General features: G+C 41.2%; 20 protein-coding genes. 19 read left to right on the top strand and 1 reads right to left on the bottom strand.

Features of this window, described 5'->3' with window-relative positions; genetic code table 11:
- The first annotated feature begins 125 nt into the window (after positions 1-125).
- On the top strand, positions 126-2936 hold the full coding sequence (locus MUF05_02640) for a hypothetical protein (GenBank protein MCU0665974.1): 2811 nt from the start codon (positions 126-128) through the stop codon (positions 2934-2936).
- 142 nt (positions 2937-3078) lie between these two features.
- Here MUF05_02640 and MUF05_02635 read toward each other — a convergent pair whose 3' ends face one another.
- The gene (locus MUF05_02635; protein MCU0665973.1) at positions 3079-6303 is read right to left on the bottom strand and encodes a hypothetical protein; all 3225 of its coding nucleotides are present in this window, start codon (positions 6301-6303) and stop codon (positions 3079-3081) included.
- A 78-nt stretch (positions 6304-6381) separates the two neighbouring features.
- Here MUF05_02635 and gatC point away from each other — a divergent pair, with 78 nt between their 5' ends.
- The 18 genes from gatC (at position 6382) to MUF05_02545 (ending at position 22455) form a co-directional block, all read left to right on the top strand.
- The gene (gene gatC / locus MUF05_02630; GenBank protein ID MCU0665972.1) at positions 6382-6696 is read left to right on the top strand and encodes an Asp-tRNA(Asn)/Glu-tRNA(Gln) amidotransferase subunit GatC; all 315 of its coding nucleotides are present in this window, start codon (positions 6382-6384) and stop codon (positions 6694-6696) included.
- Positions 6697-6700: 4 nt separating this feature from the next.
- Positions 6701-8143: an Asp-tRNA(Asn)/Glu-tRNA(Gln) amidotransferase subunit GatA gene (gene gatA / locus MUF05_02625; GenBank protein ID MCU0665971.1), complete on the top strand. Its 1443-nt coding sequence runs from the start codon at positions 6701-6703 to the stop codon at positions 8141-8143.
- Between the two features lie 2 nt (positions 8144-8145).
- Positions 8146-9585: an Asp-tRNA(Asn)/Glu-tRNA(Gln) amidotransferase subunit GatB gene (gene gatB, locus MUF05_02620; GenBank protein MCU0665970.1), complete on the top strand. Its 1440-nt coding sequence runs from the start codon at positions 8146-8148 to the stop codon at positions 9583-9585.
- Positions 9578-10831, top strand: coding sequence for a S41 family peptidase (locus tag MUF05_02615; protein MCU0665969.1), 1254 nt, complete (start codon positions 9578-9580; stop codon positions 10829-10831). Before gatB ends, MUF05_02615 begins: the two co-directional genes overlap by 8 nt.
- A 2-nt stretch (positions 10832-10833) precedes the next feature.
- Positions 10834-11637, top strand: a complete 804-nt coding sequence (locus MUF05_02610; GenBank protein ID MCU0665968.1) for a divergent polysaccharide deacetylase family protein — start codon at positions 10834-10836, stop codon at positions 11635-11637.
- Positions 11637-12584, top strand: a complete 948-nt coding sequence (gene tsaD, locus MUF05_02605) for a tRNA (adenosine(37)-N6)-threonylcarbamoyltransferase complex transferase subunit TsaD (GenBank protein ID MCU0665967.1) — start codon at positions 11637-11639, stop codon at positions 12582-12584. The genes MUF05_02610 and tsaD overlap by 1 nt, the downstream gene beginning before the upstream one ends.
- A 2-nt stretch (positions 12585-12586) precedes the next feature.
- Positions 12587-13045 (top strand): MgtC/SapB family protein, encoded by a 459-nt coding sequence (locus MUF05_02600; GenBank protein MCU0665966.1) that lies wholly within the window; start codon positions 12587-12589, stop codon positions 13043-13045.
- Positions 13046-13056: 11 nt separating this feature from the next.
- A complete protein-coding gene (locus tag MUF05_02595) occupies positions 13057-13560 on the top strand; it encodes a polymer-forming cytoskeletal protein (GenBank protein ID MCU0665965.1) in 504 nt (167 codons plus the stop codon).
- A 90-nt stretch (positions 13561-13650) separates the two neighbouring features.
- Positions 13651-13983 carry a helix-turn-helix domain-containing protein gene (locus MUF05_02590; GenBank protein ID MCU0665964.1) on the top strand — a complete coding sequence of 111 codons (333 nt, stop codon included), beginning with the start codon at positions 13651-13653 and terminating at the stop codon, positions 13981-13983.
- Between the two features lie 4 nt (positions 13984-13987).
- A complete protein-coding gene (gene larB, locus MUF05_02585; protein MCU0665963.1) occupies positions 13988-14659 on the top strand; it encodes a nickel pincer cofactor biosynthesis protein LarB in 672 nt (223 codons plus the stop codon).
- A gap of 199 nt (positions 14660-14858) precedes the next feature.
- The gene (acsC, locus tag MUF05_02580; protein MCU0665962.1) at positions 14859-16193 is read left to right on the top strand and encodes an acetyl-CoA decarbonylase/synthase complex subunit gamma; all 1335 of its coding nucleotides are present in this window, start codon (positions 14859-14861) and stop codon (positions 16191-16193) included.
- A 3-nt stretch (positions 16194-16196) separates the two neighbouring features.
- A complete protein-coding gene (locus tag MUF05_02575; protein MCU0665961.1) occupies positions 16197-18044 on the top strand; it encodes an ASKHA domain-containing protein in 1848 nt (615 codons plus the stop codon).
- A gap of 291 nt (positions 18045-18335) precedes the next feature.
- The gene (locus tag MUF05_02570) at positions 18336-19073 is read left to right on the top strand and encodes an AAA family ATPase (protein ID MCU0665960.1); all 738 of its coding nucleotides are present in this window, start codon (positions 18336-18338) and stop codon (positions 19071-19073) included.
- Between the two features lie 17 nt (positions 19074-19090).
- A complete protein-coding gene (locus MUF05_02565; GenBank protein MCU0665959.1) occupies positions 19091-19996 on the top strand; it encodes an acetyl-CoA decarbonylase/synthase complex subunit delta in 906 nt (301 codons plus the stop codon).
- A complete protein-coding gene (locus tag MUF05_02560) occupies positions 19996-20784 on the top strand; it encodes a dihydropteroate synthase (GenBank protein ID MCU0665958.1) in 789 nt (262 codons plus the stop codon). Before MUF05_02565 ends, MUF05_02560 begins: the two co-directional genes overlap by 1 nt.
- On the top strand, positions 20781-21167 hold the full coding sequence (locus MUF05_02555; protein MCU0665957.1) for a diacylglycerol kinase family protein: 387 nt from the start codon (positions 20781-20783) through the stop codon (positions 21165-21167). The genes MUF05_02560 and MUF05_02555 overlap by 4 nt, the downstream gene beginning before the upstream one ends.
- Positions 21158-22072 (top strand): hypothetical protein, encoded by a 915-nt coding sequence (locus MUF05_02550; GenBank protein ID MCU0665956.1) that lies wholly within the window; start codon positions 21158-21160, stop codon positions 22070-22072. The genes MUF05_02555 and MUF05_02550 overlap by 10 nt, the downstream gene beginning before the upstream one ends.
- Positions 22069-22455 carry a DUF3192 domain-containing protein gene (locus tag MUF05_02545; GenBank protein ID MCU0665955.1) on the top strand — a complete coding sequence of 129 codons (387 nt, stop codon included), beginning with the start codon at positions 22069-22071 and terminating at the stop codon, positions 22453-22455. Before MUF05_02550 ends, MUF05_02545 begins: the two co-directional genes overlap by 4 nt.
- Positions 22456-22538 lie beyond the last annotated feature (83 nt).

Genomic DNA, 22538 nt, shown 5'->3' with positions numbered 1-22538 from the left:
ATTATTTTTTCTTGACAAAAAGGAGGGATTTTATATAATTAGGACTTAATGAAACAGATACATGCGCAATATAAACTTAACCGGATTGGCCAAAAAGCCAATGCGGTTTTTTTATTGGTCAATTGATGAAGAAAAACTTTGCTAAAATATTCATAATAGCTTTTATCTTGCAGGGAATAGCAAATTTAGGCTATTCTCAAAGTATGGCCGCAGAGTATCTCTGCCAGAATGGGGTAAAATACTATAATCAGGGAGATTTTACTGCATCACTTAGAGAATTCTCAAAAGTCCTTATACTAGAACCAGATAATCAAACCGCCAATTATTATATCGCTAAGATCAATGCCCCCGCGCAAGGTTCTGCCGCGCAAGCCAAAACCAATAAGCTACATTCGGATAAAGCGTTAGAATTTGAAGATTCCGTAAAAAGAGAAAAGGAAATGGCCCGCTTGCTAGATTCTTTAGACAAAACGATCCCCAAAGAACAGCCGGATCAGGCAAAAACACAGCTTGCTTACGCAAGCCCTTATTACGCCGCGAAAGATAAAACCGCATTAGATACCGAAACCCAGAAAGAAGAACTTAAGGTAGGCAATATTGCTGTTGAGGGAGAAGCCCAGATTTCTCTGGGGGCGGATACTGATGATTTTATAGTCAACAGGGCCAACGCTGATTTGGATGAAAAAAACTGGAGAATACTTTCTACTGCCGGGTATAACCGCAAGGCTAATACCTTTGACACGCGCGTATATGACCGCTTAAGGGTTAATTTAGATACTCAAAATAAAGAAGGCTTGAACTTCCATGGCAATATTACCGCTGACCCGTGGAGTTATATCGGTAAAAGCGATAAGTTCACCGTGACAAGCGGCTGGGGTGATCCCGCCCAGATGCAATTATTATATCTAGGAAACACCAATTACACTCTGGCGCAAACTATCTACACCTTACAAAATGGAAATTCATTAAGCCTGCCGGAATTAAAAGTCCATAGCGGCAGCACAAGCCAAGCCACGGTACTTGGCGCTTTTGCTGATGTTGGCACCGGATTACACGACACCTTTATCATTCCTTCAAAGAAGATTAACGCTTACTTTCAGCCGCTGCGCGAATTCTGGGCGGATTACAAGCAAGAAGGGATAAAATTACGCGTGTTCCCCATAGCTTATCAGGACCAGGCTTATACATCAGATGATCCGCTGAAGCTTTCCAACAACCATATCTGGTGGCAAGAAAGCCCATGGATTGACGCCTGGAGGCAAGGTGAATATAACGATGGGGTTTCTGATTTTACTAAAGGCGGCATGGACGATTCTCTGGCCTATTTGGTGCGTGATTCAGACGGGACAAGGCTTACTAATTTGCGCGGCGCCAGCCTTTCATTAAGCACAATCGATAACCTGTCTATTGATTCCACGATTGCTGCTCCTAAAACACTTTGGGAAGATTACAGCTATATCAACAATATTATCAATGCCACGCGCCTGAAATATCATATGGCGGATAATTTCAATATCGGCTCCACCTTGACTTACCGCATGGGCTTTGATTCCGGCCAACGGGAAGATATGGTAAATTATGTATATTCGGTTGATACCGAATATGAGATTACAGACGGAGTTAAAACATATATGCAGGCGGCTGCCTCTAAAACGCGCCAGGATCTAAGCAATGAAACTTATAAATCAAGCTACCGGGGCAATGCCTACCATTTATCATTGATCGGTAATTTCTCCGGAAGAAGCATCATGAACCAGGAATACGGCTATTACGGCATGAAGCCGCAGGAAGGCGATGAGGCGTTTTGCAGATACAGATTATTCTTTACGCATATGGATGAAGGGTTTGACACTAAACTTTCTAATTATCATCAAACGCGCAATGACGCCTTTTGGTCGCGCCATCTGCATTTTCAGAAACCATTCGATTATTATTATACCGGTCTATACAAGCCCACAAATACCTGGGAAGACATCGAACCTTATAAAATAGGCGATGGTGTTGATATCGGAAGGGACGCGGTAGGCGCGCGCGTAGAAAATACATTTTTTGATAATAGCGCGAATAATTTGTTAGATGTCAGAAATGTGCATAAAACTAACGGCAAGCAAGTGGAGACTGTTGCCCGTGATGAATTTACCTATAAGATAAACCAGCGCCTGACTACAAAACTGCTGGGGATTTATCAGTATCTTCCTAAGACTAAAAACGGCATAGACCCATTTATAACTGATCCTAACACCGGAGAATACATTAGCAACTCTTCTATAACTGATGGCAAGGACCCTTCATTAAAAACCGGATCCCTGGGTTTAGAATACGAGTTTTTTGATGGGGTTTCTTTATCCGGTATCTGGGAACATACAAACGACTATACTTTAGCTTATGATAATTTTCCAAGAAGCCTGCTTAGTAATGCTAATTTAGGCACCACTTATTATGAATACGGAAATAAATACCGCGAGGAATTAAACTCGCTTTACAGCCAGGGGTTATTTCCGTTACCGCCTTATCCTTTTTATGATATTTGGAAAACAGGCTTAAAGCTTAAACCAAGCGATCAAATGCAAATCTACCTTGATTACACGCGCAATGAATTTAAAAGCGCCGGCGGGATTGATAACAACATCAACCACATAGGCATGGAATTAGCGTACCTGCCGACTAAGAAGCTTAACTTCTTTTTGCGTTACACCTATTCACGCTGGAACGACGTGAACAGAATGCTTGATGGAGAAAATAAGGTTTACTTAGGCCACCATAATTTCTTTGCCGAAGCAAGATATGCTGCTTCAATTGACGATGAGCTTATTATGCAATATGGCGATGGAGGAATAACCCCGTCAGCTATAAAATCTTACGATCCATTCTCAGGAGGGTATTCTGTCTTAGATACCCGCCATATAGTACGCCTCTATTACCGCAGAAAATTTTAATAGCAATCATTAAAATAACCAATAATCAAATTCCAATCACCAAATAATAACCAATTACCAATTTTCCAATAATCAAACCGTTTGGCATTTGGTTATTGATTATTGGATATTGTTTGCAACTTGGGATTTGGTAAATTGGTTATTATCCTAAATAGATGTCTATTTTCCCAATTTGGCAGGACCTGATTTGTTCGGCGTAAGGCGGACAGATAAAAGATGATTCTATTTCTATAAGTTTGGCATTTTTATCAAGGAAGGTGATTTTCTTAACCTGCGCCATATTTGCCCCAAAGGTATTCTTTCTTTTTGGGTTGTGATAAGTAACCATAGTTTTATTCAAAAATTTAAAAGAATAACTGCCGGTTTTTTTATCAAACATCCAAGCCTCAAGCGCGGGCTGAAAACGTAAAGCAAGCTGGCCTTTGTTATCCATAAAGAATGGCTGTTTGCCGGTATTGATTAAAAGCCAGATCTGCAAAAATTCTGCCGTTGAGCCGGATAGCCGCGCCACAAAACCAGCTCCATGTAATTTTTTGTCAAAATAGGCGCTTCCCACGATAAAAGAAGAATTTTCTAATATACTTCTTCCATAGACAAAAGGGTCAAGAAAGGGGATCAGCACATTCTTAAAATCAGCGTAAAATTCATCATAAAGCCCCTGCTTTAAGAGTTCAAGCAAATACTTATACTCCATATGCAGCCATATAGATTCATTTTCAAGCCAGCCGGGAGTAAACACGCGGCATCTGCCGATTTCTTCAGGCATAGCAGATAACGGGGCGTTTACCTTATACATTTTAAGTTTATTATCGTAAAGAGCGCTTTTCATAACTGCCTGATGCAATTGGCGAGCCTGCTTTTCATCAGAAGCTAATCGCAAAGCGTGCACTTGAGATTCCAAGAAAAAGGGCAATCTTATTTGCCTGAACTTAAGCGGCTTGATAAACCCATGCTCCAACTGGGAAAATTCAACTACCTCGTGCATAAAATACGCGTAGTACATCTTTGCTTTAGGATCATAGGCCTTGTTAATAGCCGAGTCAATTTTCTTTAAGGCATTATCCAAAACAGGCAATACATCTTTTGCTAAGATCTGAATATCATTTCCGCTAAATCCAAGAATGGTCTTTTTACGGTAAGCCTCTTTAAGGCTGGTTGCCTTATCCCAATAGACATAGTCTTTTTCATTGGAATCGCTCTGCAGGCTTTCTTTTATAATAGGGTCAAGGCTAAAGATAAAATCAATTACTTCTTCCGAAATCTGTATTCTCATGTTAGGCCCCAGATCCACGATATCCTTTAAAAAGAGGATCAGGCGCTTTAATTCAAAGGTCTCGCAGGATGATGAGCCAAATAAAGCCGGAAGCCCGTTTAAGGCATCATACCAGCCGGGTTTATTTGCTTCCATTTCAATGCCTGCCCCAAACGGGTCAAGAGAGGACATTTTATTCACGAACAAGCACAAAAGCTTAGCAAAGAGGCTGGTGGTATAAATATCTGCTGTTCCATATCCAGAGTGCATTGCGTGGGAAAGGCTATGGCGCTTTTTGATCAATTCTTTTTTATGGGAATCAACTCCCACGCAGTGTAATTGCCTTGGCTGTCCGTGATAAAGCAGGTATTTCTCAGCGCGCGGCTTAACCACCTCGCTATTATCAAAAAAAGTAAAGATTTTCTTTTCAAAACATAAATTTAATTTGTCTTCGGGATACATGGAGAAATAATTTTCCAGAAGGTCCAGATTATACGCCCAGTGGTCAATCCAGAAACCTTCGCCATGTTCAGCCTCTTGATACTCAACCGACAAAGATAGTATCTGGCCGATAAAATTTTCTAAAGAAGAAAAAAGCTTGATATCCTTCTCCAGTATAAGCTGAGCCAGGTCTCCAGGGGTAAACGGCTTGGCAAAGAAATCAATCAGGGTTTTTTCATCTTCTCCCCGCACAAAAGATTTTAATCGTGATCGAAGCAGATCCTGATCTTGGATAAGAAAACTTACGCCCTTAACCACTAAAGGGTTAAACCCGTCAGTTTGAATCAGATTCAAGAAAGAAACGATATTGTTTTCCTTTACCAGCGGGTTAAACCAGCAGTCAAGACGTCGGTTTTGGTTGATATCGCGGTAGTTACCATTGCCCTGGGAGAAATAGGTCGGCTGAATTTGGAAACGATTATAATCGCGCTCCAGATCTCCGTGTTTTCTCGAATACAGGTAAAAAATATGCTTTTTATCCCCGGTTTCTAAGGTAAGAGGCAGCCCACCGCGCATAATATTATCCAGAAAAGTCTGCTTGGCATAAAAGTCAAAAGCCAAGGAAGAACTTTTTGTTTCAATCATCTGAGTAATGCCGCTAATAATAGCTTGATTTTCATCGCGCTTACGGCTTAAATATCCCGGACTGAGCATACGCTTCAATGCCTTGTTTAAGGCATCCACGTTAAAAGCATACCCCAGCATGGAATAAAATATCTTATCTTCATTGGTTTTAAGATTAAATGCGCTGTGGATAAAACCGCAGGGGATCTTATTTTTTACAGCCTGTCTTGAAAGATCCGGGAGGAAATCTTTGCCGCGCAAAAAAGATGCCGGGCAAGAGAAGTCGGTTACCTCTGCGAAAATAACATCCGGGTCAACTATCGGGTCTAAAAGAAGCATCTGGGAATTTTCATCAGTTGCGCCAAAATAAAAATTACCTTCTTTTATGTGGGTTACTTCCGGGCGGTCAGAGGGGTCAACAAGAAGCCGCAAGAATGCGGCCTTTTGCTTTAAATTATCAACCACCATCCAGGCTTCAATAGTGCGGCTCATTTCTTTCATCAGCCAGTTATTCATTCCAAACGGTATTATCTGGGAAGCACCGTCTAACATCTGAATATGCTGATTTCTTTTTGAGATATTGCGTATGGTAACAGCGCGCACTAAAGCGCCAAAGCTGTCGTTGGGCAGGGTAAAATATTCTACTTCGGTTTGAACGCCTAAAGTATAGTTTGTTTCTTCTATTTTTAAACCATAGGAGGATACCTTCATTTTGTTCTCTATTGTATATGGCAAATTAGAGAATCCATTGTGGAACGGCTCATAAAAAAGATTGCTTTTACCGCGGCTTATCTTCAAAAAAGTGCGAAACCCCTGCAAAGAGGTATGCTGCCAGGCTTTATTGGCAGGCGAGAACTCCATTATGGCGTGGTCCTTATCTTTAGTGCCTAGGCTGGCGATGCACTGCCCGCGATTAACGTAGAAAACCCAAATGGGAATGCCAAAACAACCCGCTATCGCGGGAAAGAAATTGGCAAAAGGCTTGGCGTGATTATAGTTTGTGATGACAAATTCGCCGGTTTTAGAAAGTTGAAAGCTTGGCTTTTTCATGCAGACTATTTTAGCGTGTTCCTGGATTTTGTCTATATATTTTATTATTTTGACTTAAGGTAATAATAATGTTAAAATATGAAAATTCTTAAAACAGGGACAAAAATGGGCATTAATAAAGATACTGTAAAACTATCCGCGAAACTGGCGCGCATTGAACTTTCACAAGAAGAAGCTTCTGGCTTAGCTATACAGCTTGAGGGAATAGTCAATTTCATTGATACCTTAAAGAAAGCAGATATTAACCAAATACCCCCCACAAGCCATATCCTGCCTTTAAATAACGTGTTAAGAAGCGATACCGTAAAAGAATCATTACCCATTGATGAGGCGCTTCTTAACGCCCCGGAAACAGAAGAGAAGTTCTTTAAAGTAGCAAAAATAATTGAATAAGCTAATGGAAAATATACATTTAAGCGTTACTGAAATCCTAGATTTGATTCATCAGAAAAAGGCTTCTGGCTTAAATTATAATCAAGAATTGAGGCAGAGGATCAAGTCTATAGGAGATAAAACCAACGCCTATGTGCGCAGAAATGATCTCTCGCAACAAACCCAGCAAGAAGAGCACGGCGAATCAACGCTTCCCCTTAAAGGCCTTGCCATATCTGTTAAAGATAACATCTGCACAAAAGGCAGCCTTACGCAATGCTGTTCAAGAATCCTTGATAAATTTAAGCCGCCTTACGACGCCACGGTAGTAGGCAAATTAAAGCAAGCGGGTGCCAGCATATTTGAACTAAAAACTAATATGGACGAGTTTGCCTTCGGCTCATCCACAGAAAATTCCTTTTTCGGCGTAACTCATAACCCCTGGGATTTAAGTTGTGTTCCCGGGGGCTCTTCCGGAGGTTCGGCGGCCGCAGTCTCATCAGGCGAGGCTTTTTTTGCTTTAGGTTCAGATACCGGCGGCTCCATACGCCAGCCCGCTTCTTTCTGCGGGGTAGTAGGACTAAAGCCTACATATGGCAGGATTTCACGCTATGGATTAATCGCTTTTGCCTCCAGCCTTGATCAGATAGGCCCGATCACCAAGAATGTTGAAGATTGCGCTTTATTGCTAAAATACATAAGCGGGCATGACCCCATGGATTCCACATCAGCGGATATGCCTGTTCCGGATTACACTAAGATACTCGGGGCGGACATCAAGGGGATTAAGATTGGCATGCCCAAAGAATACTTTGTGCAAGGTTTAGACACAGAAGTAAAAGCAAAGATACAAGAAGCAAAAGAGAAACTCAAAAGTTTAGGCGCGATAATAAAAGATATAAGCCTGCCGCATACTCAATATGCCGTGCCAGTATATTATATTGTGGCAACCGCTGAAGCCAGTTCAAATCTGGAGCGTTTTGACGCTGTGCAGTATGGATTGCGCAGCGCGTCATCAAATCTAATGGATATGTATAAAAATACCCGCCAAGATGGATTCGGGATAGAGGCCAAAAGAAGGATTATTTTAGGCACATTCGTGTTATCGCATGGTTATTATGATGCCTATTATCTGCGCGCGATGAAAGTCAGGACGCTGATCAAAAATGATTTTGACGCGGTTTTTAAGGAATGCGACTGCATCATCACGCCTACTTCGCCAACGCCTGCGTTTAAGATAGGCGAGAGGATAAGCGACCCTTTAAAAATGTATTTATCCGACGTCTATACCATTTCAGCTAATTTGGCGGGGATCCCGGCTATATCCATACCTTGCGGTTTTACCAAATCTAATCTTCCTATTGGAATGCAGCTTATGGCAAAGGCATTTGATGAAGAAATGCTTTTGCGCGTAGCTTACATATATCAACAGGATGCACAGCTGTATAAGGTTAAACCTAAAATATAACTATGAACTATCAACCAGTTATTGGATTAGAGGTGCACGTTCATTTAAAAACCAAAAGCAAGGCCTTTTGCGCATGCTCCACGGAATTCGGCAAAAGCCCTAATTCACAAACCTGCCCGGTATGCCTGGGGTTTCCGGGGTCGCTGCCGGTTTTAAATGAGACTGCCCTTGATTTTGCGATAAAAACCGGCCTGGCATTAAACTGCAAAATCAATGAGTTTACCAAGTTTGACCGCAAGAATTATTTTTATCCCGACCTGCCCAAGAATTACCAGATCTCGCAGTATGATCTTCCTGTAGCTGGCAAAGGCTTCCTGAAAATAACCCTTGATGGAAAGACAAGGCGCATTGGCATAACCCGCGCGCATCTGGAAGAAGACGCAGGCAAACTTATCCATAAATCCAGCTCAAGCCTTGTGGATTTTAACCGCGCAGGAGTGCCCTTGCTTGAAATCGTAAGCGATCCGGATATGCACAGCCCTCAAGAAGCGTATGAATACTTATCCACCCTAAAAAGCATATTGGAATATTTAGAAGTATCGGATTGCGATATGGAAAAGGGCTCACTTCGTTGCGATGCCAATGTTTCTATCCGACCTGAAGGCTCTAAAGAGCTGGGGGTAAAAACTGAAATAAAAAACATGAACTCATTCAAAGGCGTAAAAGACGCCCTTGAATACCAGATAAAAAGGCAAATAAAAATGTCCGAAGCCGGGGAAAAGATCCTGCAGGAAACCCTGCTTTGGGATGCTAAAACCATGACTACATCTTCCATGAGAAGCAAGGAAGAGGCCAAGGATTACCGCTATTTTCCTGAGCCAGATTTACCGCCATTTATTATTGCTTCTAATAAAATCCAAAAGATAAAAGAAACTATCCCAGAACTGCCGCAAGAGAAAATCAAACGTTTTATGAAAGAATACGCAACCAGCGAATACGAAGCTAAGATTCTTTGCGCAAGCCATAAGTTCGCTGCAGCCGCCGAATCAGCAATAGCCAGATATCCGATAAAAAATAAAAAAGCTATGATTAATTGGTATATTGGCCCGGTATTAGAAGAGGCGGGAAAATTAAATACCCCGCCGCATTTATTAGAGATTCCAGGCGGCAATGAAGAGCTGATCAAGCTTGTTCAATTTATAGAAGAAGAGAAAATTTCTAATTTAACCGCTAAATCAGTCTTTAGCAGATCAATAGCCGCCAAGAAACCCGCGTCGCAAATAATACAGGAAGAAAGCCTTTTTCAGATATCAGATGCGTCAGAACTGGAAAGTAAAATAGATCAGGTTATCAAGGAAAACACCGCTTCGGTAAATGATTATAAAGCCGGCAAAACCAACGCGCTTATGTTTTTAGTGGGCCAAGTAATGAAAAAATCAAAAGGTAAAGCCAATCCTAAGATAGCCCAGGAACTTTTAAAACGGAGGCTGGATAATGCTTAAAAAGCTAACAGCGTTTTTATTTGTAATCACGGCAATTATTATCGCGGCAGCTTGTTTCTCCTGGGCTGCGGATAAACAGGATAAAAAAGACGACCTTTACAAACAAGTCGAACTTTTTTCTAATACTCTGGCTATTGTTAAAGCTGAGTATGTCAACGAAACTTCCCCTAAACAGCTTATCTACGGGGCGCTAAAGGGAATGATCTCAAGCCTGGACCCTTACAGCCAATTTATGGACCCGGATTCTTATAATGAATTAAAAGTTGATACTGAAGGTAAATTCGGCGGCTTAGGCATTGAAATTACTATTGATAAAGGCCTTTTAACCGTAATTACTCCTATTGAAGACACTCCTGCCTGGAAGGCGGGAATTAAGCCCAACGACCGCATCGTTAAAATAAACACAGAGCTAACCCGGGATATAACCCTTTCTGACGCAGTAAAGAAAATGCGCGGCAAGCCCGGAGAACCTGTTACTTTAACTATACTACGCGAAAAAGAAAAGAAAGTATTAGATATTACCGTTATCCGGGATATTATCAAGATCAAAGATATTAAAGAAGCCAGGATATTGGAAGATGGAATAGCCTATATCAAGCTTATAGAATTCAGAGAAAATACCTGCGCGGATTTGCAGGCTGCCCTGGATAAGCTGAAAGAAAAAGGTATGGCTTCTCTGATACTTGACTTGCGCAATAATCCCGGAGGCCTTTTAGACGCGGCAGTAAAGGTCTGTGAGAAATTTATCCCCAAAGGAAAAATAATAGTTTCCACTAAGGGCCGCCAAGACAAACAAAACCTTGAGTTTGTTTCGCGTTTAGAATCAAGCTTAGTGGATTTACCGATGGTAATACTTGTTAACGCGGGATCTGCTTCCGGAAGCGAAATTGTCGCCGGGTGCATGCAAGACTATAAACGCGCCATCATACTTGGAGTAAAGTCCTTTGGCAAAGGTTCTGTGCAGTCGGTTATTCCTTTAAGGGATGGCTGCGCCTTAAGATTAACTACCAGCAAATATTTTACGCCGCTTGGAAGAGAAATACACAACAAGGGCATTATCCCTGACATAGTAGTAGAAGAAGAAACTTCTAATAATGATAAAGAAAAAACCTCTGAAGACTTAAAGAATGAGATCTTTGAAGATTTGGAGAAAAACGCTCAACCGCAAGAAGTTGAGTTTAAGCCGGACAAACAGGTTAACCACGCGATTGATGTTCTAAAAGCAATAAGCATATACAAGAAATAAGAATGAAAAAAGAAAATATTATCATCATAATATTGTCAGCAATAGTCCTGATCCAGGCGATAATCATATTTGTGTTCTTAAGGCCTCAGCCAAAAGCAAGGCCTCATATTAAGAAGCCGCCTGTTGCCTTCAAACAGGAAAAGATAAAAGGCGAAATTGCCATTGTCCTGGATGATTGGGGGTATAATCAAAGCAATCTTGAAGCTTTAAGAGGCCTGAGTAAATACCCGCTTACTATAGCAATTTTACCGAATCTTCCATATTCTTCTTTTATCGCGCGGGAAGCGCGCGCTATGAAATTTGAAACCATACTGCATCTTCCGCTTGAACCGTACGGCAATTATAAACTGGAAAACAATACTATTGTTACCTCTATGAGCAAAAAACAGATAAGAAACATCATAGAAAACAGCCTAAAAAATGTGGGGGAGGTAAAGGGAGTAAATAACCATATGGGTTCTAAAGCTACGGCTTCAAAGCAAACAATGGCGGTTGTCTTAGGGGTACTAAAAGAAAAGGGGCTGTATTTCTTAGACAGCCTTGTATCAGATAAGTCTGTATGCCAAAAACAGGCGAAAGAAGCAGGGGTTGCTTTTGCCAAAAGAAATGTTTTCTTGGATAATCAAAATAATGCTGTCTACGTAAGAAACCAGATCTATAAACTAAAAGCAAAGGCCAGGGTTTCTGGTTACGCCATAGGCATAGGCCATGACCGCGCTAATACAATTGTTTTGCTCGAAGAAGAACTTCCCAAAATGGAAAGAGAAGGGTTTAAACTGGTGTTTGTTTCACAAATCGCTAAATAATGTTTGTCCTGGGCATAGAAACATCATGTGATGAAACTTCTGCCGCGGTAGTTAAAGACGGAATTGATATTCTTTCCTGTCATACTTCTTCAAGCCTTTTGTGGCATAAGAAATACGCGGGCGTGATCCCGGAAATCGCCTCGCGTAAACATCTTGAAGTAATTGATTCAGTAGCCAGAAGCGCGCTTGAAAGCGCAAAGCTTACTCTGGACAAAATAGGATTGATTGCGGTTACCTGCTCACCCGGGCTTTTGGGGTCATTGCTTGTGGGATTATCTTTTGCCAGAGGCTTAAGCTTGGCCAAAAGAATCCCCTTGATGGAAGTAAACCATCTTTACGCTCATATATACGCCTGCGTATTGACTGACCAAAAACTGAAGCCGCCTTTTATATCATTAGTGGTATCAGGAGGGCATACTAGCTTATTTTTGGTTAAAAGTTTCAGAAATATTTCCCTTTTAGGGCAGACTTGCGATGATGCCTGCGGAGAGGCCTTTGATAAAGTGGCGAAATTGTTACAATTGGGCTACCCCGGCGGACCGGAAATTGAGAAAAAAGCGCGAGAAATAAATCACAGCCTCTTGAAATTAAAATGCTCCAATACCAGCAGGCCGTTAGATTTTAGTTTTAGCGGGATTAAAACCGCTGTCCTTTATATTACGCAAAACAAACTTAAGAAATATTCCAAAGGCGAACTGGCGTATTCTTTCCAGAAAACAGTTGTAGACGCGTTAATAGAGAAATCTTTGCTTGCCTGCCGCCAAAAGAAGATTAAAACACTTGCTGTGGGAGGAGGCGTAGCCGCAAATTCTTATTTACGCGATACCTTTAGGCGCTTGGCAGAGAAAGAAAAAGTAAAAGTTTTTTTTCCTTCTAAGGCTTTGTGCATGGATAATGCCGCTATGATCGCGGGATTAGCATACAGGATAAAAAAGGAGGGCAAATAATCATGGTCACAGATTTCCAGGTTTTTTTCAGACTTTCTGCTTCAGTAGTCTTAAGTGGACTGATCGGGTTTGAACGGCAATTCCATCGCAGGAACGCTGGCCTTCGCACCCATATCATGGTTTGCTTAGGCTCCTGCCTTATGATGTTGACATCTATATATATTTTTGATATATATAAGGACATAGTACCCCTTGATCCAGTGCGTTTAGCTGCCGGGGTTATTACTGGCATAGGCTTTTTAGGCGCAGGAACGATTATGCGCGACCGCACTGAAATAAAAGGCTTAACTACCGCAGCCAGCCTTTGGGTGGTCTCTGGCATCGGATTATCAATAGGATGCGGTTTTTACACCGGGGCTATTTTCGCAACCTGTTTGGCATTAATAGTCCTTCTTGTTTTAAGGCGCGCGGAACCGCTTGTTTTTGAAAAACTGCAACAGCCGCATGAACATAAAAAATAGGAGGTAAGGTTATGGCCTTTAAAAAGAAACAAGAAGAAAAAATCCTTGATGTGGACGCAGCAATGCAAGGGTCATTAAGCTTTAAGGAACCGGTAAATTTACGCATCAATGGCAGGTTTGAAGGCAACCTGGAAATAAAAGGAAATTTAACCATAGGCCAAACTGCGGTTGTCTGCGCGGATATAATCGGGGATAACGTTATTGTTGGGGGGAAAGTCAAGGGGCATATTACCGCCAGGGAAAGATTAACCCTTCTGCCATCAGCGCTTGTAGAAGGCGATATCTACCCGGCAAAATTAAATGTGGCCGAAGGCGCGATACTAGAAGGCAAATGCATGATGCTGCACGATTTTCTGAATACAGATGAGCTTTCGCGGTACCTTGAAGTTGATTTAAATTCCATATTAGAATGGGCCAATTCCGGAAAAGTACCCGCAATCAAAGAAGGAGAAGGCTGGAGATTCGACAGGAAAGCTATTGACTCCTGGATAGCATCAGGAAAAATCGGAAAGTAACCTTTCTTTTAACAAAATCAACCGCGACTACCCCGAATCTTGGTCTGGGCTTGTTAAAGTTGATGATTAGCCGGGTTTTTCAATCGGCTAATGTACAATATCTATATAAAAATGGCTGACGAAAAACTTATTACCATAAGAGATGTTTCTATTGCGCTGGGAGTAACAGAAAAAGAAGTTATTGAGCTGGCGGAAAAAGGCGAAATCCCTGCCTATAAAATAGCAGGGGTATACCTTAGGTTTAAGCGCCATCAGGTAGAAGAATACCGCCAAAAAAACAAAAACCTGCTTAATAAACAACCTTCTTACAGCGGATACTGCTTAAAAGAAAGAATAAGCGACTTTTTGTATTTCAACGATTTTTACATATTAAGCACTATCCTGATCGTATTGATTATCTTAGTGATTTTGCGAGGATATTAACTAAATGAATTGTGAAAATTCCGGCTTTTGCGATTTAGGCTTTGCAAAACTGGATACAAATAGAAGGCAAAGAAGGGGTTATCCTGAGGCGGTATATTCACCGGGCAAGAATAAAAAACAGCTTAAAGAAATTACCGCGGCCCTTTTAAAGAATAAGGAAGATGTCATCTTAACCCGCCTTGACAGGGATAAATTTTCTTACCTTAAAAAATTCTACCCTTCTTTAAAATACAGCGGCGAAGCAAGGCTTGCTTTCATAACTTTTAATAAACCTGTCAAAAAACACAAAATTATTGCCGTTGTATGCGCCGGCACTTCAGATATCCCGATAGCTGAAGAAGCCGCCATCGTCGCGGAAATAGGCGGCAGTAAAGTAAAAAGGCTTTACGATGTTGGGGTAGCTGGAGTACACCGTCTTTTTTCTAATATTGATATAATCAAGCAGGCAAATGTTATTATTGTTGTGGCGGGCATGGAGGGGGCGTTAGCAAGCTTGGTCAGCGGCTTAGTAAAATCTCCGGTTATTGCTGTTCCCACAAGCTGCGGATACGGAGCCAGTTTCCAAGGGCTATCGGCGCTGCTTACCATGTTAAACGCCTGTTCCGCTGGGATAACGGTAGTAAATATTGATAACGGTTTTGGCGCGGGATATTTCGCTAACTTGATAAACAAATAAGGAAACTAAAAATTAAAAACTAAAAGCGTAAAATTATAATTTAAAATTAAAAGCAAAAAAGACCACAAATATAATAAAATACACGCAGTGAATAATATCTTACTTATTTTTTGGATTTAATTTTTAGTTTTGAATTTTAATTTTGCATTTTTCACGTTTAATCTTTAACAAAGTTCATTTTTAAAAGGAGTTGTTAATTATGGCGCTTTCGGGATTAGACATCTATAAGTTATTGCCTAAAACAAATTGCCGGCAATGCGGCATCGCAACCTGCCTTGCCTTTGCCATGCAATTAGCAAAAAAGGGGATAAGCATCGATAAGTGCCCGTTTTTATCCAATGAATCAAAGAAAATACTTGAAGAATCTTCCCAGCCTCCAATAAAATTAGTATCCATCGGGACAGGCGAAAATAAACTTGATATTGGCAATGAAAGCGTCTTGTTCCGGCATGAAGAAAAGTTCCACAATCCTTGCGGAATCGGCATAATATTAGAAGACACTTTAAAAGAAACAGAGATATTGCATCAGATCAATAAAATAAATAGTTTTGTATTTGAGCGCGTAGGGCAAAAATTAGAAGTTAATTTAATCGCCCTAAAGCAAACCGGCTGCCTGCAAAATTTCATCAAATTAGTGCAGACGGCTTTAAAAAATACAAAATTGGCCATAGTTTTAATGGTAAGCGACATAGCTTCTTTGGAACAGGCTATAAAAATAAGCAAAGATCAAAAGCCGCTTATTTATCCGGATGAAAATATTAGCCAAGAAGCAGCTGCCTTAGCCAAAGAAAACAAGCTTGCTATGGTAGTTAAGGCCGGAACAATAGAAGAGGCGGCAGCTAAAACTGAAAGCCTGGCCAAGGCAGGGCTTAACGATCTGATTATTGATTCTGGAGATAAGAATACCCGGGAAAAACTCTGGGACTTAACCCAAATCCGCCGCCAGGCGCTTAAAAAATCAAACCGCTTATTAGGATATCCCGCAATAGTAACTATCAACAAGGCCGATCCCCTTGATGAAATCATGGAAGCGGCAACCTACATCTGTAAATATTCCGGTATTGTTTTATTGAAACATGCGCTTGCGTGGGAGGCCCTGTCGCTTTTAACCTTAAGGCAAAATATTTATACCGATCCGCAAAAGCCTCTTCAGATTGAACCAAAAATCTACACCATAGGAAATGCCACTGTCAAATCTCCGATCATGATCACCACAAATTTCTCGCTTAGTTATTACACGGTCCTGGGAGAGGTAGAAGCCAGCAAAATCCCCTCGCACATAATAAGCATGGATACGGAAGGCATGTCGGTCTTAACTGCCTGGGCGGCGGAGAAATTTACCCCGGAGAAAATAGCTAACGCCCTTATTAAGCTTAATGCCGATAAAGCTGTATCGCATAAAAACCTGATCATACCCGGTTATGTCGCAGTTTTAAGCGGAGAGCTGGAAGAAAAATCCGGTTGGAAAATAACCGTGGGCCCAAAAGAAGCATCGGGTCTGCCAGCTTTCTTAAAGAACTACTCTGCTGGATAATACATGGATAAATGTAAAGTAACTTTTTACCCTGAAGGAAAAACAGTAGAAGTCCCCAAGGGGACAACTGTGCTTTCCGCGGCAATATCCTGCGCAAACTATATTAAATCCGCCTGCGCAGGCGAAGGCACCTGCGGGCAATGCAAAGTGATCATCAAGGATAAAGGAATTTCCGTATCTAAACTTGCCTGCTTAACCATAGTAAAAGAAGATATGCAGGTAGAAATACCGGAACAATCAAGATTGATCTTTGAAAAAACCGATGCCCAGGAAATAGAACTGTCTAAAATATCCTTGGGCAATACCGGCTTTGAACAATTACCGCTGGTTAAGAAAATATTTTTGAAATTGCCTGCGCCCAAGCCAAATGACCCTTTAAGCGATTGGGAAAGGATAACGCGGGAAATAGACAAATATAACCTTGGAAGCATAACTATAGGCATAACTACTTTAAGGCAAATCGCAGAAATTCTGAGAGATTCAAACTGGCAAATTACAATTACCCTTGCTTACAGGGAAACAATATTTGAAGTTATTCACATAGAGCCGGGTGACACAACAAGCAAAAATTACGGTTTCTGTTTTGATATCGGAACCACTACCATAACCGGCGAGCTTGTAGATCTAAACAACCGAAAGTCATTGGGGGCTTCTGCCTGTTACAATAAGCAAGCCAGTTTCGGCAGTGACGTGATTACCCGCATTATCTTTGCCAAGAACTCTGAAGGGTTAGAGAAACTGCACAGTATTGTTACCGGGCAAATAAATGATATTATCCGGGAATTGATCCAACAGCACCAGGTAGACTTAAACAATGTATACTTTATAATCTGCGCCGGCAATACCACTATGACGCATATCCTCTTAAAAACCGACCCTTCTTTTATCCGCCGTGACCCGTATACCCCCGTAGCTAATTCTTTCCCGTCTATACATGCGGTTGAAGCCGGTATCATTATAAATCCGCGCGGCGTACTTATGCCCATACCAGCAGTAGCAAGTTATGTGGGAGGGGATATCACAAGCGGAATACTGGCTTGCTCATTAGACCAACAGGAACACCTTTCGCTCTTGATTGATATAGGCACAAACGGAGAAATAGTCCTTGGCAATAAAGAATTCCTGATATCTTGTGCCGCCAGCGCCGGACCGGCTTTTGAAGGCTCAGGAGTATCCTGCGGCATGCGCGCTTCTCGGGGGGCGATCCAAAAAGTATCCATAGATAACAGAAGCCTTGATACAAGCTTTCAGATAATAGGCGGGGATGTGCCGGCTTTAGGCATTTGCGGGTCTGGATACATCTCGCTTATCGCCCAAATGCTGGAAAAAGGGATTATTGACAAAGCAGGCAATATCCAGATTAAAAACCCCTCAAAAATAAAAGATACTGATCTGGGAAGAGCTTTTATTGTCTGCCATCAGGGCCAATCCAACGCAGCTGAAGAAATAATTATTACCGAATCAGATATTGAGAATATTAAGCGCGCTAAAGCTGCGATTTATTCCGCGGCAGAAACATTAATAAAACACATGGGATTTTCCTTTAAAGATGTGCACAAATTCTTTATTGCCGGAGGCTTTGGCACTTATTTGGACATTCAAGACTCAATAGCAATAGGACTGCTTCCAGATTTAGAAAAAGGCAAATTTCTGTTTGTCGGAAACAGCTCCATTAGAGGAGCCAGGGAGATCATTTTTTCAATCCCGGCAAAAGCAAAATCTCTAGAAATAGCCAATAAAACAACATATATAGATCTGTCTAACCAACCCGGATATATGGAAGAATATATGGCGGCATTATTCTTTCCGCATACGGACTTAGAAAAATTCAAAATGAGAAATTCAAAATGAAAAATAACAATTCAAAATTAAAAAGCTACAGATACAAAGAAGTATAAGAAACGGCTAAAGATAGTGATAAGAAAAGATTTAAAATTTAAAAATCTAGATACAAAAAATTAAAAAGATCATAAAAAATAGCGAAGTAACAAGAAAATAAAGAATCAGGACGATTTATCATAGATTTTTAATATTTATTTAACGCACACTTGTTTGAATTCTAAGCTTTTATTTCTTAACACTATATTATATTCTTGGTTTTATCTTTTGATTTTACATTTTTCATTTTAAATTTTTAATTTTATGGGTTACATAATCGCGTTATCAGGAAAAGGCGGCACAGGAAAAACCACCATCGCTGCGCTTTTGGTCAGGATATTAAAAGAAAGAAAATCCGGGTCTATCTTAGCGATAGATGCTGATCCTAATAGCAATTTGGGACAGGCGCTTGGGATTGAAGAGGGGAAAACTATTGGCTCGCTATTAGAAGAGATATCTTCTCATCCGGAAAAGATCCCCGCCGGAACCAGCAAAGAGAATTTCATTGAATACCAAATCCACACGGCTATTTCTGAAGAAGAGGGTTTTGATCTTTTAACTATGGGCAGGCCCGAAGGCCCGGGATGCTACTGCTACGTGAACAATCTCTTGCGCAATATGATGGGCAAATTAGTTGCTGAATATGACTATGTCATTATGGATAACGAAGCAGGCCTGGAACATTTTTCCCGGCGCACCACGCGCCATGCTGATAGTTTGATTATTCTGGCAAACCCAAATGCGGTCAGCATGAAAGCTGCCGCGAGAGTAAATGAACTGGTAAAAGAATTAAAAGTAAAAACAAAAAAGATATTGCTGCTTCTAAACTGCGCTGATGAAAATATAATACTTAAAAATACTACCGGCATGCAAATCGCAGGGTACATCCCGCAAGATGCCGAATTAATAAAAATAGGCATTAACGCTAGTTGCGTTTTCTCGCTTGAAAACAATTCGCAAGCATTGACAGCCTTAAAACAAATAACTGACAAAATAATTTAACTAAACAGGAGATCTTTATGACCCAAGAGGCAATGATTGAAAAATGGCCCGGCGAAGTTGCGATAGTAAGAATAGGGGATACCATTAGCGTGGGAGGAGAAAAAACCCTGCCATTCTTATTTAAGGAGGCTTCTCTGCCGCATAAACCGGTTGTGGCATATGAAATCTGGGATGTGTTTCCCAGAGAGTGGCCTGAAGAGCTATTAAGCATATACGGAAACTGCCTGAAAGATCCAATTGCCTGGGCGAAAAAATGCGCCAAAGAATATAAGGCACAGCTTCTTTGCCTTAGGCTTTATGCCGCGCATCCGGACCAGGGAAATATAAAAATAGAGCAAGAGGCGAAGCTTGCTTGTGATATAATAAAAGAAACTAATCTGCCGCTTATTATCCTGGGCTGCGGAGACGACGCTGTGGATAACCAAATGCTGCCCCTGTGTTCGGAAAAAACAAAATCCAAGCGCTGCCTTTTGGGTTGCGTTACTCAAGATAACTACAAAACTTTAACCGCTGCGGCATTAGCCGATGGCCACAATATTATCGCGGAATCTCCCATTGACATAAATATAGCCAAACAGCTCAATATTCTTATTTCGGATATGGGGTTAAGTTTGGACAGAATAGTTATCAATCCTACTACCGGATCTTTAGGATACGGCTTAGAGTATGCCTATTCAATTATGGAGCGCGCCAGGCTTGCAGGCCTATCCGGAGACAAAACAGTGGCAAGCCCGTTTATTTGTTTTGTAGGGCAAGAGACATGGAAAACTAAAGAGGCCAAAATAAAAGATCAAGGCGTTGCCTGGGAAGTAATTACCGCCACCTCATTGCTTCAGGCAGGGGCGAATATCCTTGTAATGCGCCATCCGGAATCTATCGCAAAAGTCAAAAGCTACATTGACGCAATGTATGGAGGAAACTAATGTTCATAGTGGGAGAATTAATAAACGGGATGTACTCAAATGTAGCCGCTGCTATCCGCGAGAGAAAAATTGATCTGATACAACGGATTGCCCTGGAGCAGATACAAGCTGGCGCTGATGCGCTTGACGTAAATTGCGGCCCAACCGCCAAAAACCCCAAAGAAGATATCCAGTGGCTTATAGACGCCATACAACAGGTCACTGATAAGCCGCTGGCTGTTGATTCAAGCAGATTTGAAGTAATTGAAGCCGGGTTATCCCGGATGAAAAATCCGGCTATTATTAATTCCACTACCTCTGATCCAGAAAAACTTAACAAGTTTATCCCTTTGGCTAAAAAGCATAACGCCAAATTAATCGGGTTGACCATAAGCCAAAAAGGCATACCGCAAAATAAAGACCAGCGCCTTGAATTAGCGGCTATTATCGTATCCACATGCCAAGAACAGGGATTCCCCATTGAAGATCTTTTTATTGACCCAATTCTGCTTCCGGTAAATGTCGCCCAACAGCAGATGAAGGAAATACTTGAATCTATAAAAGAGTTTAAGATGCTTACAGAGCCTTCGCCTAAAACTATAATCGGATTAAGCAACGTATCCCAGGGGGCACATTTTAGAAGCCTGATAAACCGCACCTTCCTTACCATGGCCATCAATTACGGATTAGACGCGGCAATATTAGACCCAAAAGACAAACAGCTCATGGACACAAGCATTACCACTGAATTAATCCTGAACAAGCATATCTATTGCGATTCATACCTTGAGGCGTATTTAAGAAAATGAAGCGGGTAAAAATATTAAGGCATATTTTTCGTTTTCACGGCTTCTGGGAAAGCATGCGCCTGGCAGTAACTGGCATAGCGTACCTGTTTGTCTATCACCGCAATATGCGCATTATTTTTCTTTCAGGTATCGCCGTTTTTCTTTTAGGGATCATGCTTAAGCTGAAGGGAATGGAACTTGTATCCATTTTTATTGCGGTAACCCTTGTTTTTGTCGCAGAGATATTCAATACCGCCATTGAAATGATGCTTGATATGGCTACCAGAAAATACAATCCTATGATAAAATTAATCAAAGACATCGCTGCCGCGGTAGTCTTGATTACTTCGTTAAACGCCATAGCGGTAGGAGTGATACTTTTTTTGCCTAAAATATGCAGATAAAACCGATAAAAATCATTTTCGCATTATTAACGCTTGCCGTAATTGCCGGATTAGGGCTATTTCTCTGGCATTATTTCAATAGCACAATTCCGCAGATGGTAGAAAATATTTCCGCAAAACAGCAGGCAATCAATACCTTGCGCGAAAGACAGGCGCGCATTGATGAAGCAATAGAAAGGACAGTCAAGCAAATAGAAAAACGTATGGAACAAAAGCCAGAAGAAAGGCCCGCTTTTATGCCGAAAATGCAAATACAAAATGAAATTATCGCCTTTGAAAATTCTTTGGCATCGGTAGAAAAGCCGGCGCTAGAAGCCTTAAGCCGGCAAAACGAAGCAATATCTTTATGGGGACAAAAACGCCTTGAGACAAAAGAGGCTTATCTTATGCTCAAGCAAGCAATAGGACAATGCGAGAAAATAACCCAGGATATTAAGTTTATTTCCATATCAGCAGATCTGCCTGCGCAGATATCAGAGGCGCTAAAAAATGCCAAATACAACCTTATCCAATCCTATAACCAGAAGCTGTTGGCATTAGAGCAAAGATTAGAACTTTTGGGCACCAATGATAAAAACTGTGAATACAAATACCAGCAGATCATAAAACAATCCCGCCAGTTTGCGGCGGAATCCGCCTTAAATATCATTGAAGCTAAAGAGGCTTCGGGGATTGACGTTTTAAGCCAAACTCTTCTTGCTCAGCAGGACAAACCGCGCGCGCCTTGCAGAATAGACGCGATATTCTACTCGCAGGTAAGCCCATTTGTTTTCATTGACCGGATAATCTACCATATCAATGATCAAACCTGCGCAGGCACTATAACCCAGATCAAGCCAGACTGCGTAGTCATGCGCTTCGGCAATGTTGATATGCAATACCGCGTAGGAGAAAACATCCAGTGAAAAAGCTTGCCAAAGGATTAAAGTTTATCCTCATAGCGGCTTTTTCCGCTTTCGCTATCTACCTGTATATTTTAAGCAACCCCCAGATACTTTCATTCCTGCCAAAAACAAAAGCCAAAATAAATACAGAGAATATAAGCAAACTAAGGCCAGGGATGCAAAGAAAAGCTGTTATTCAGCTGATGGGAACGCCGAAACGCATAGAAACATATTTCTGGAATGGCCTGGTAATTGAATTTCTATTTTATGCCACAAAACAGCCTAAATTATTCTCAAAGTTACAGGAAAAAGATTATACGCCTATTGCCATAAATAACCAAACTAATACGCTTTTAAGCTGGGGGTGGAGCTTTTATGATCAAGTTGCATCCAAAAAGCCTTAAGCACTGCGATCCTTGTCTTTTGTATTTTTTATGCTAAAATACAACAGTATAACAGCTCAAGCAGCTATAGGATACAGGCGGAT

Source organism: Candidatus Omnitrophota bacterium, from assembly GCA_025453395.1.
Lineage (GTDB): Bacteria > Omnitrophota > Gorgyraeia > Gygaellales > Profunditerraquicolaceae > JAlOQK01.
The sequence above is the reverse complement of the archived record's forward strand: the minus strand, read 5'-3'. Positions and strand labels throughout refer to the sequence as shown.

Excerpts from the sequence above, each read along its gene's own strand:
- MUF05_02640 (MCU0665974.1), top strand. The coding sequence starts at position 126 with ATGAAGAAAAACTTTGCTAAAATATTCATAATAGCTTTTATCTTGCAG.
- MUF05_02635 (MCU0665973.1), bottom strand. The coding sequence starts at position 6,303 with ATGAAAAAGCCAAGCTTTCAACTTTCTAAAACCGGCGAATTTGTCATC.
- gatC (MCU0665972.1), top strand. The coding sequence starts at position 6,382 with ATGAAAATTCTTAAAACAGGGACAAAAATGGGCATTAATAAAGATACT.
- gatA (MCU0665971.1), top strand. The coding sequence starts at position 6,701 with ATGGAAAATATACATTTAAGCGTTACTGAAATCCTAGATTTGATTCAT.
- gatB (MCU0665970.1), top strand. The coding sequence starts at position 8,146 with ATGAACTATCAACCAGTTATTGGATTAGAGGTGCACGTTCATTTAAAA.
- MUF05_02615 (MCU0665969.1), top strand. The coding sequence starts at position 9,578 with ATGCTTAAAAAGCTAACAGCGTTTTTATTTGTAATCACGGCAATTATT.
- MUF05_02610 (MCU0665968.1), top strand. The coding sequence starts at position 10,834 with ATGAAAAAAGAAAATATTATCATCATAATATTGTCAGCAATAGTCCTG.
- tsaD (MCU0665967.1), top strand. The coding sequence starts at position 11,637 with ATGTTTGTCCTGGGCATAGAAACATCATGTGATGAAACTTCTGCCGCG.
- MUF05_02600 (MCU0665966.1), top strand. The coding sequence starts at position 12,587 with ATGGTCACAGATTTCCAGGTTTTTTTCAGACTTTCTGCTTCAGTAGTC.
- MUF05_02595 (MCU0665965.1), top strand. The coding sequence starts at position 13,057 with ATGGCCTTTAAAAAGAAACAAGAAGAAAAAATCCTTGATGTGGACGCA.
- MUF05_02590 (MCU0665964.1), top strand. The coding sequence starts at position 13,651 with ATGTACAATATCTATATAAAAATGGCTGACGAAAAACTTATTACCATA.
- larB (MCU0665963.1), top strand. The coding sequence starts at position 13,988 with ATGAATTGTGAAAATTCCGGCTTTTGCGATTTAGGCTTTGCAAAACTG.
- acsC (MCU0665962.1), top strand. The coding sequence starts at position 14,859 with ATGGCGCTTTCGGGATTAGACATCTATAAGTTATTGCCTAAAACAAAT.
- MUF05_02575 (MCU0665961.1), top strand. The coding sequence starts at position 16,197 with ATGGATAAATGTAAAGTAACTTTTTACCCTGAAGGAAAAACAGTAGAA.
- MUF05_02570 (MCU0665960.1), top strand. The coding sequence starts at position 18,336 with ATGGGTTACATAATCGCGTTATCAGGAAAAGGCGGCACAGGAAAAACC.
- MUF05_02565 (MCU0665959.1), top strand. The coding sequence starts at position 19,091 with ATGACCCAAGAGGCAATGATTGAAAAATGGCCCGGCGAAGTTGCGATA.
- MUF05_02560 (MCU0665958.1), top strand. The coding sequence starts at position 19,996 with ATGTTCATAGTGGGAGAATTAATAAACGGGATGTACTCAAATGTAGCC.
- MUF05_02555 (MCU0665957.1), top strand. The coding sequence starts at position 20,781 with ATGAAGCGGGTAAAAATATTAAGGCATATTTTTCGTTTTCACGGCTTC.
- MUF05_02550 (MCU0665956.1), top strand. The coding sequence starts at position 21,158 with ATGCAGATAAAACCGATAAAAATCATTTTCGCATTATTAACGCTTGCC.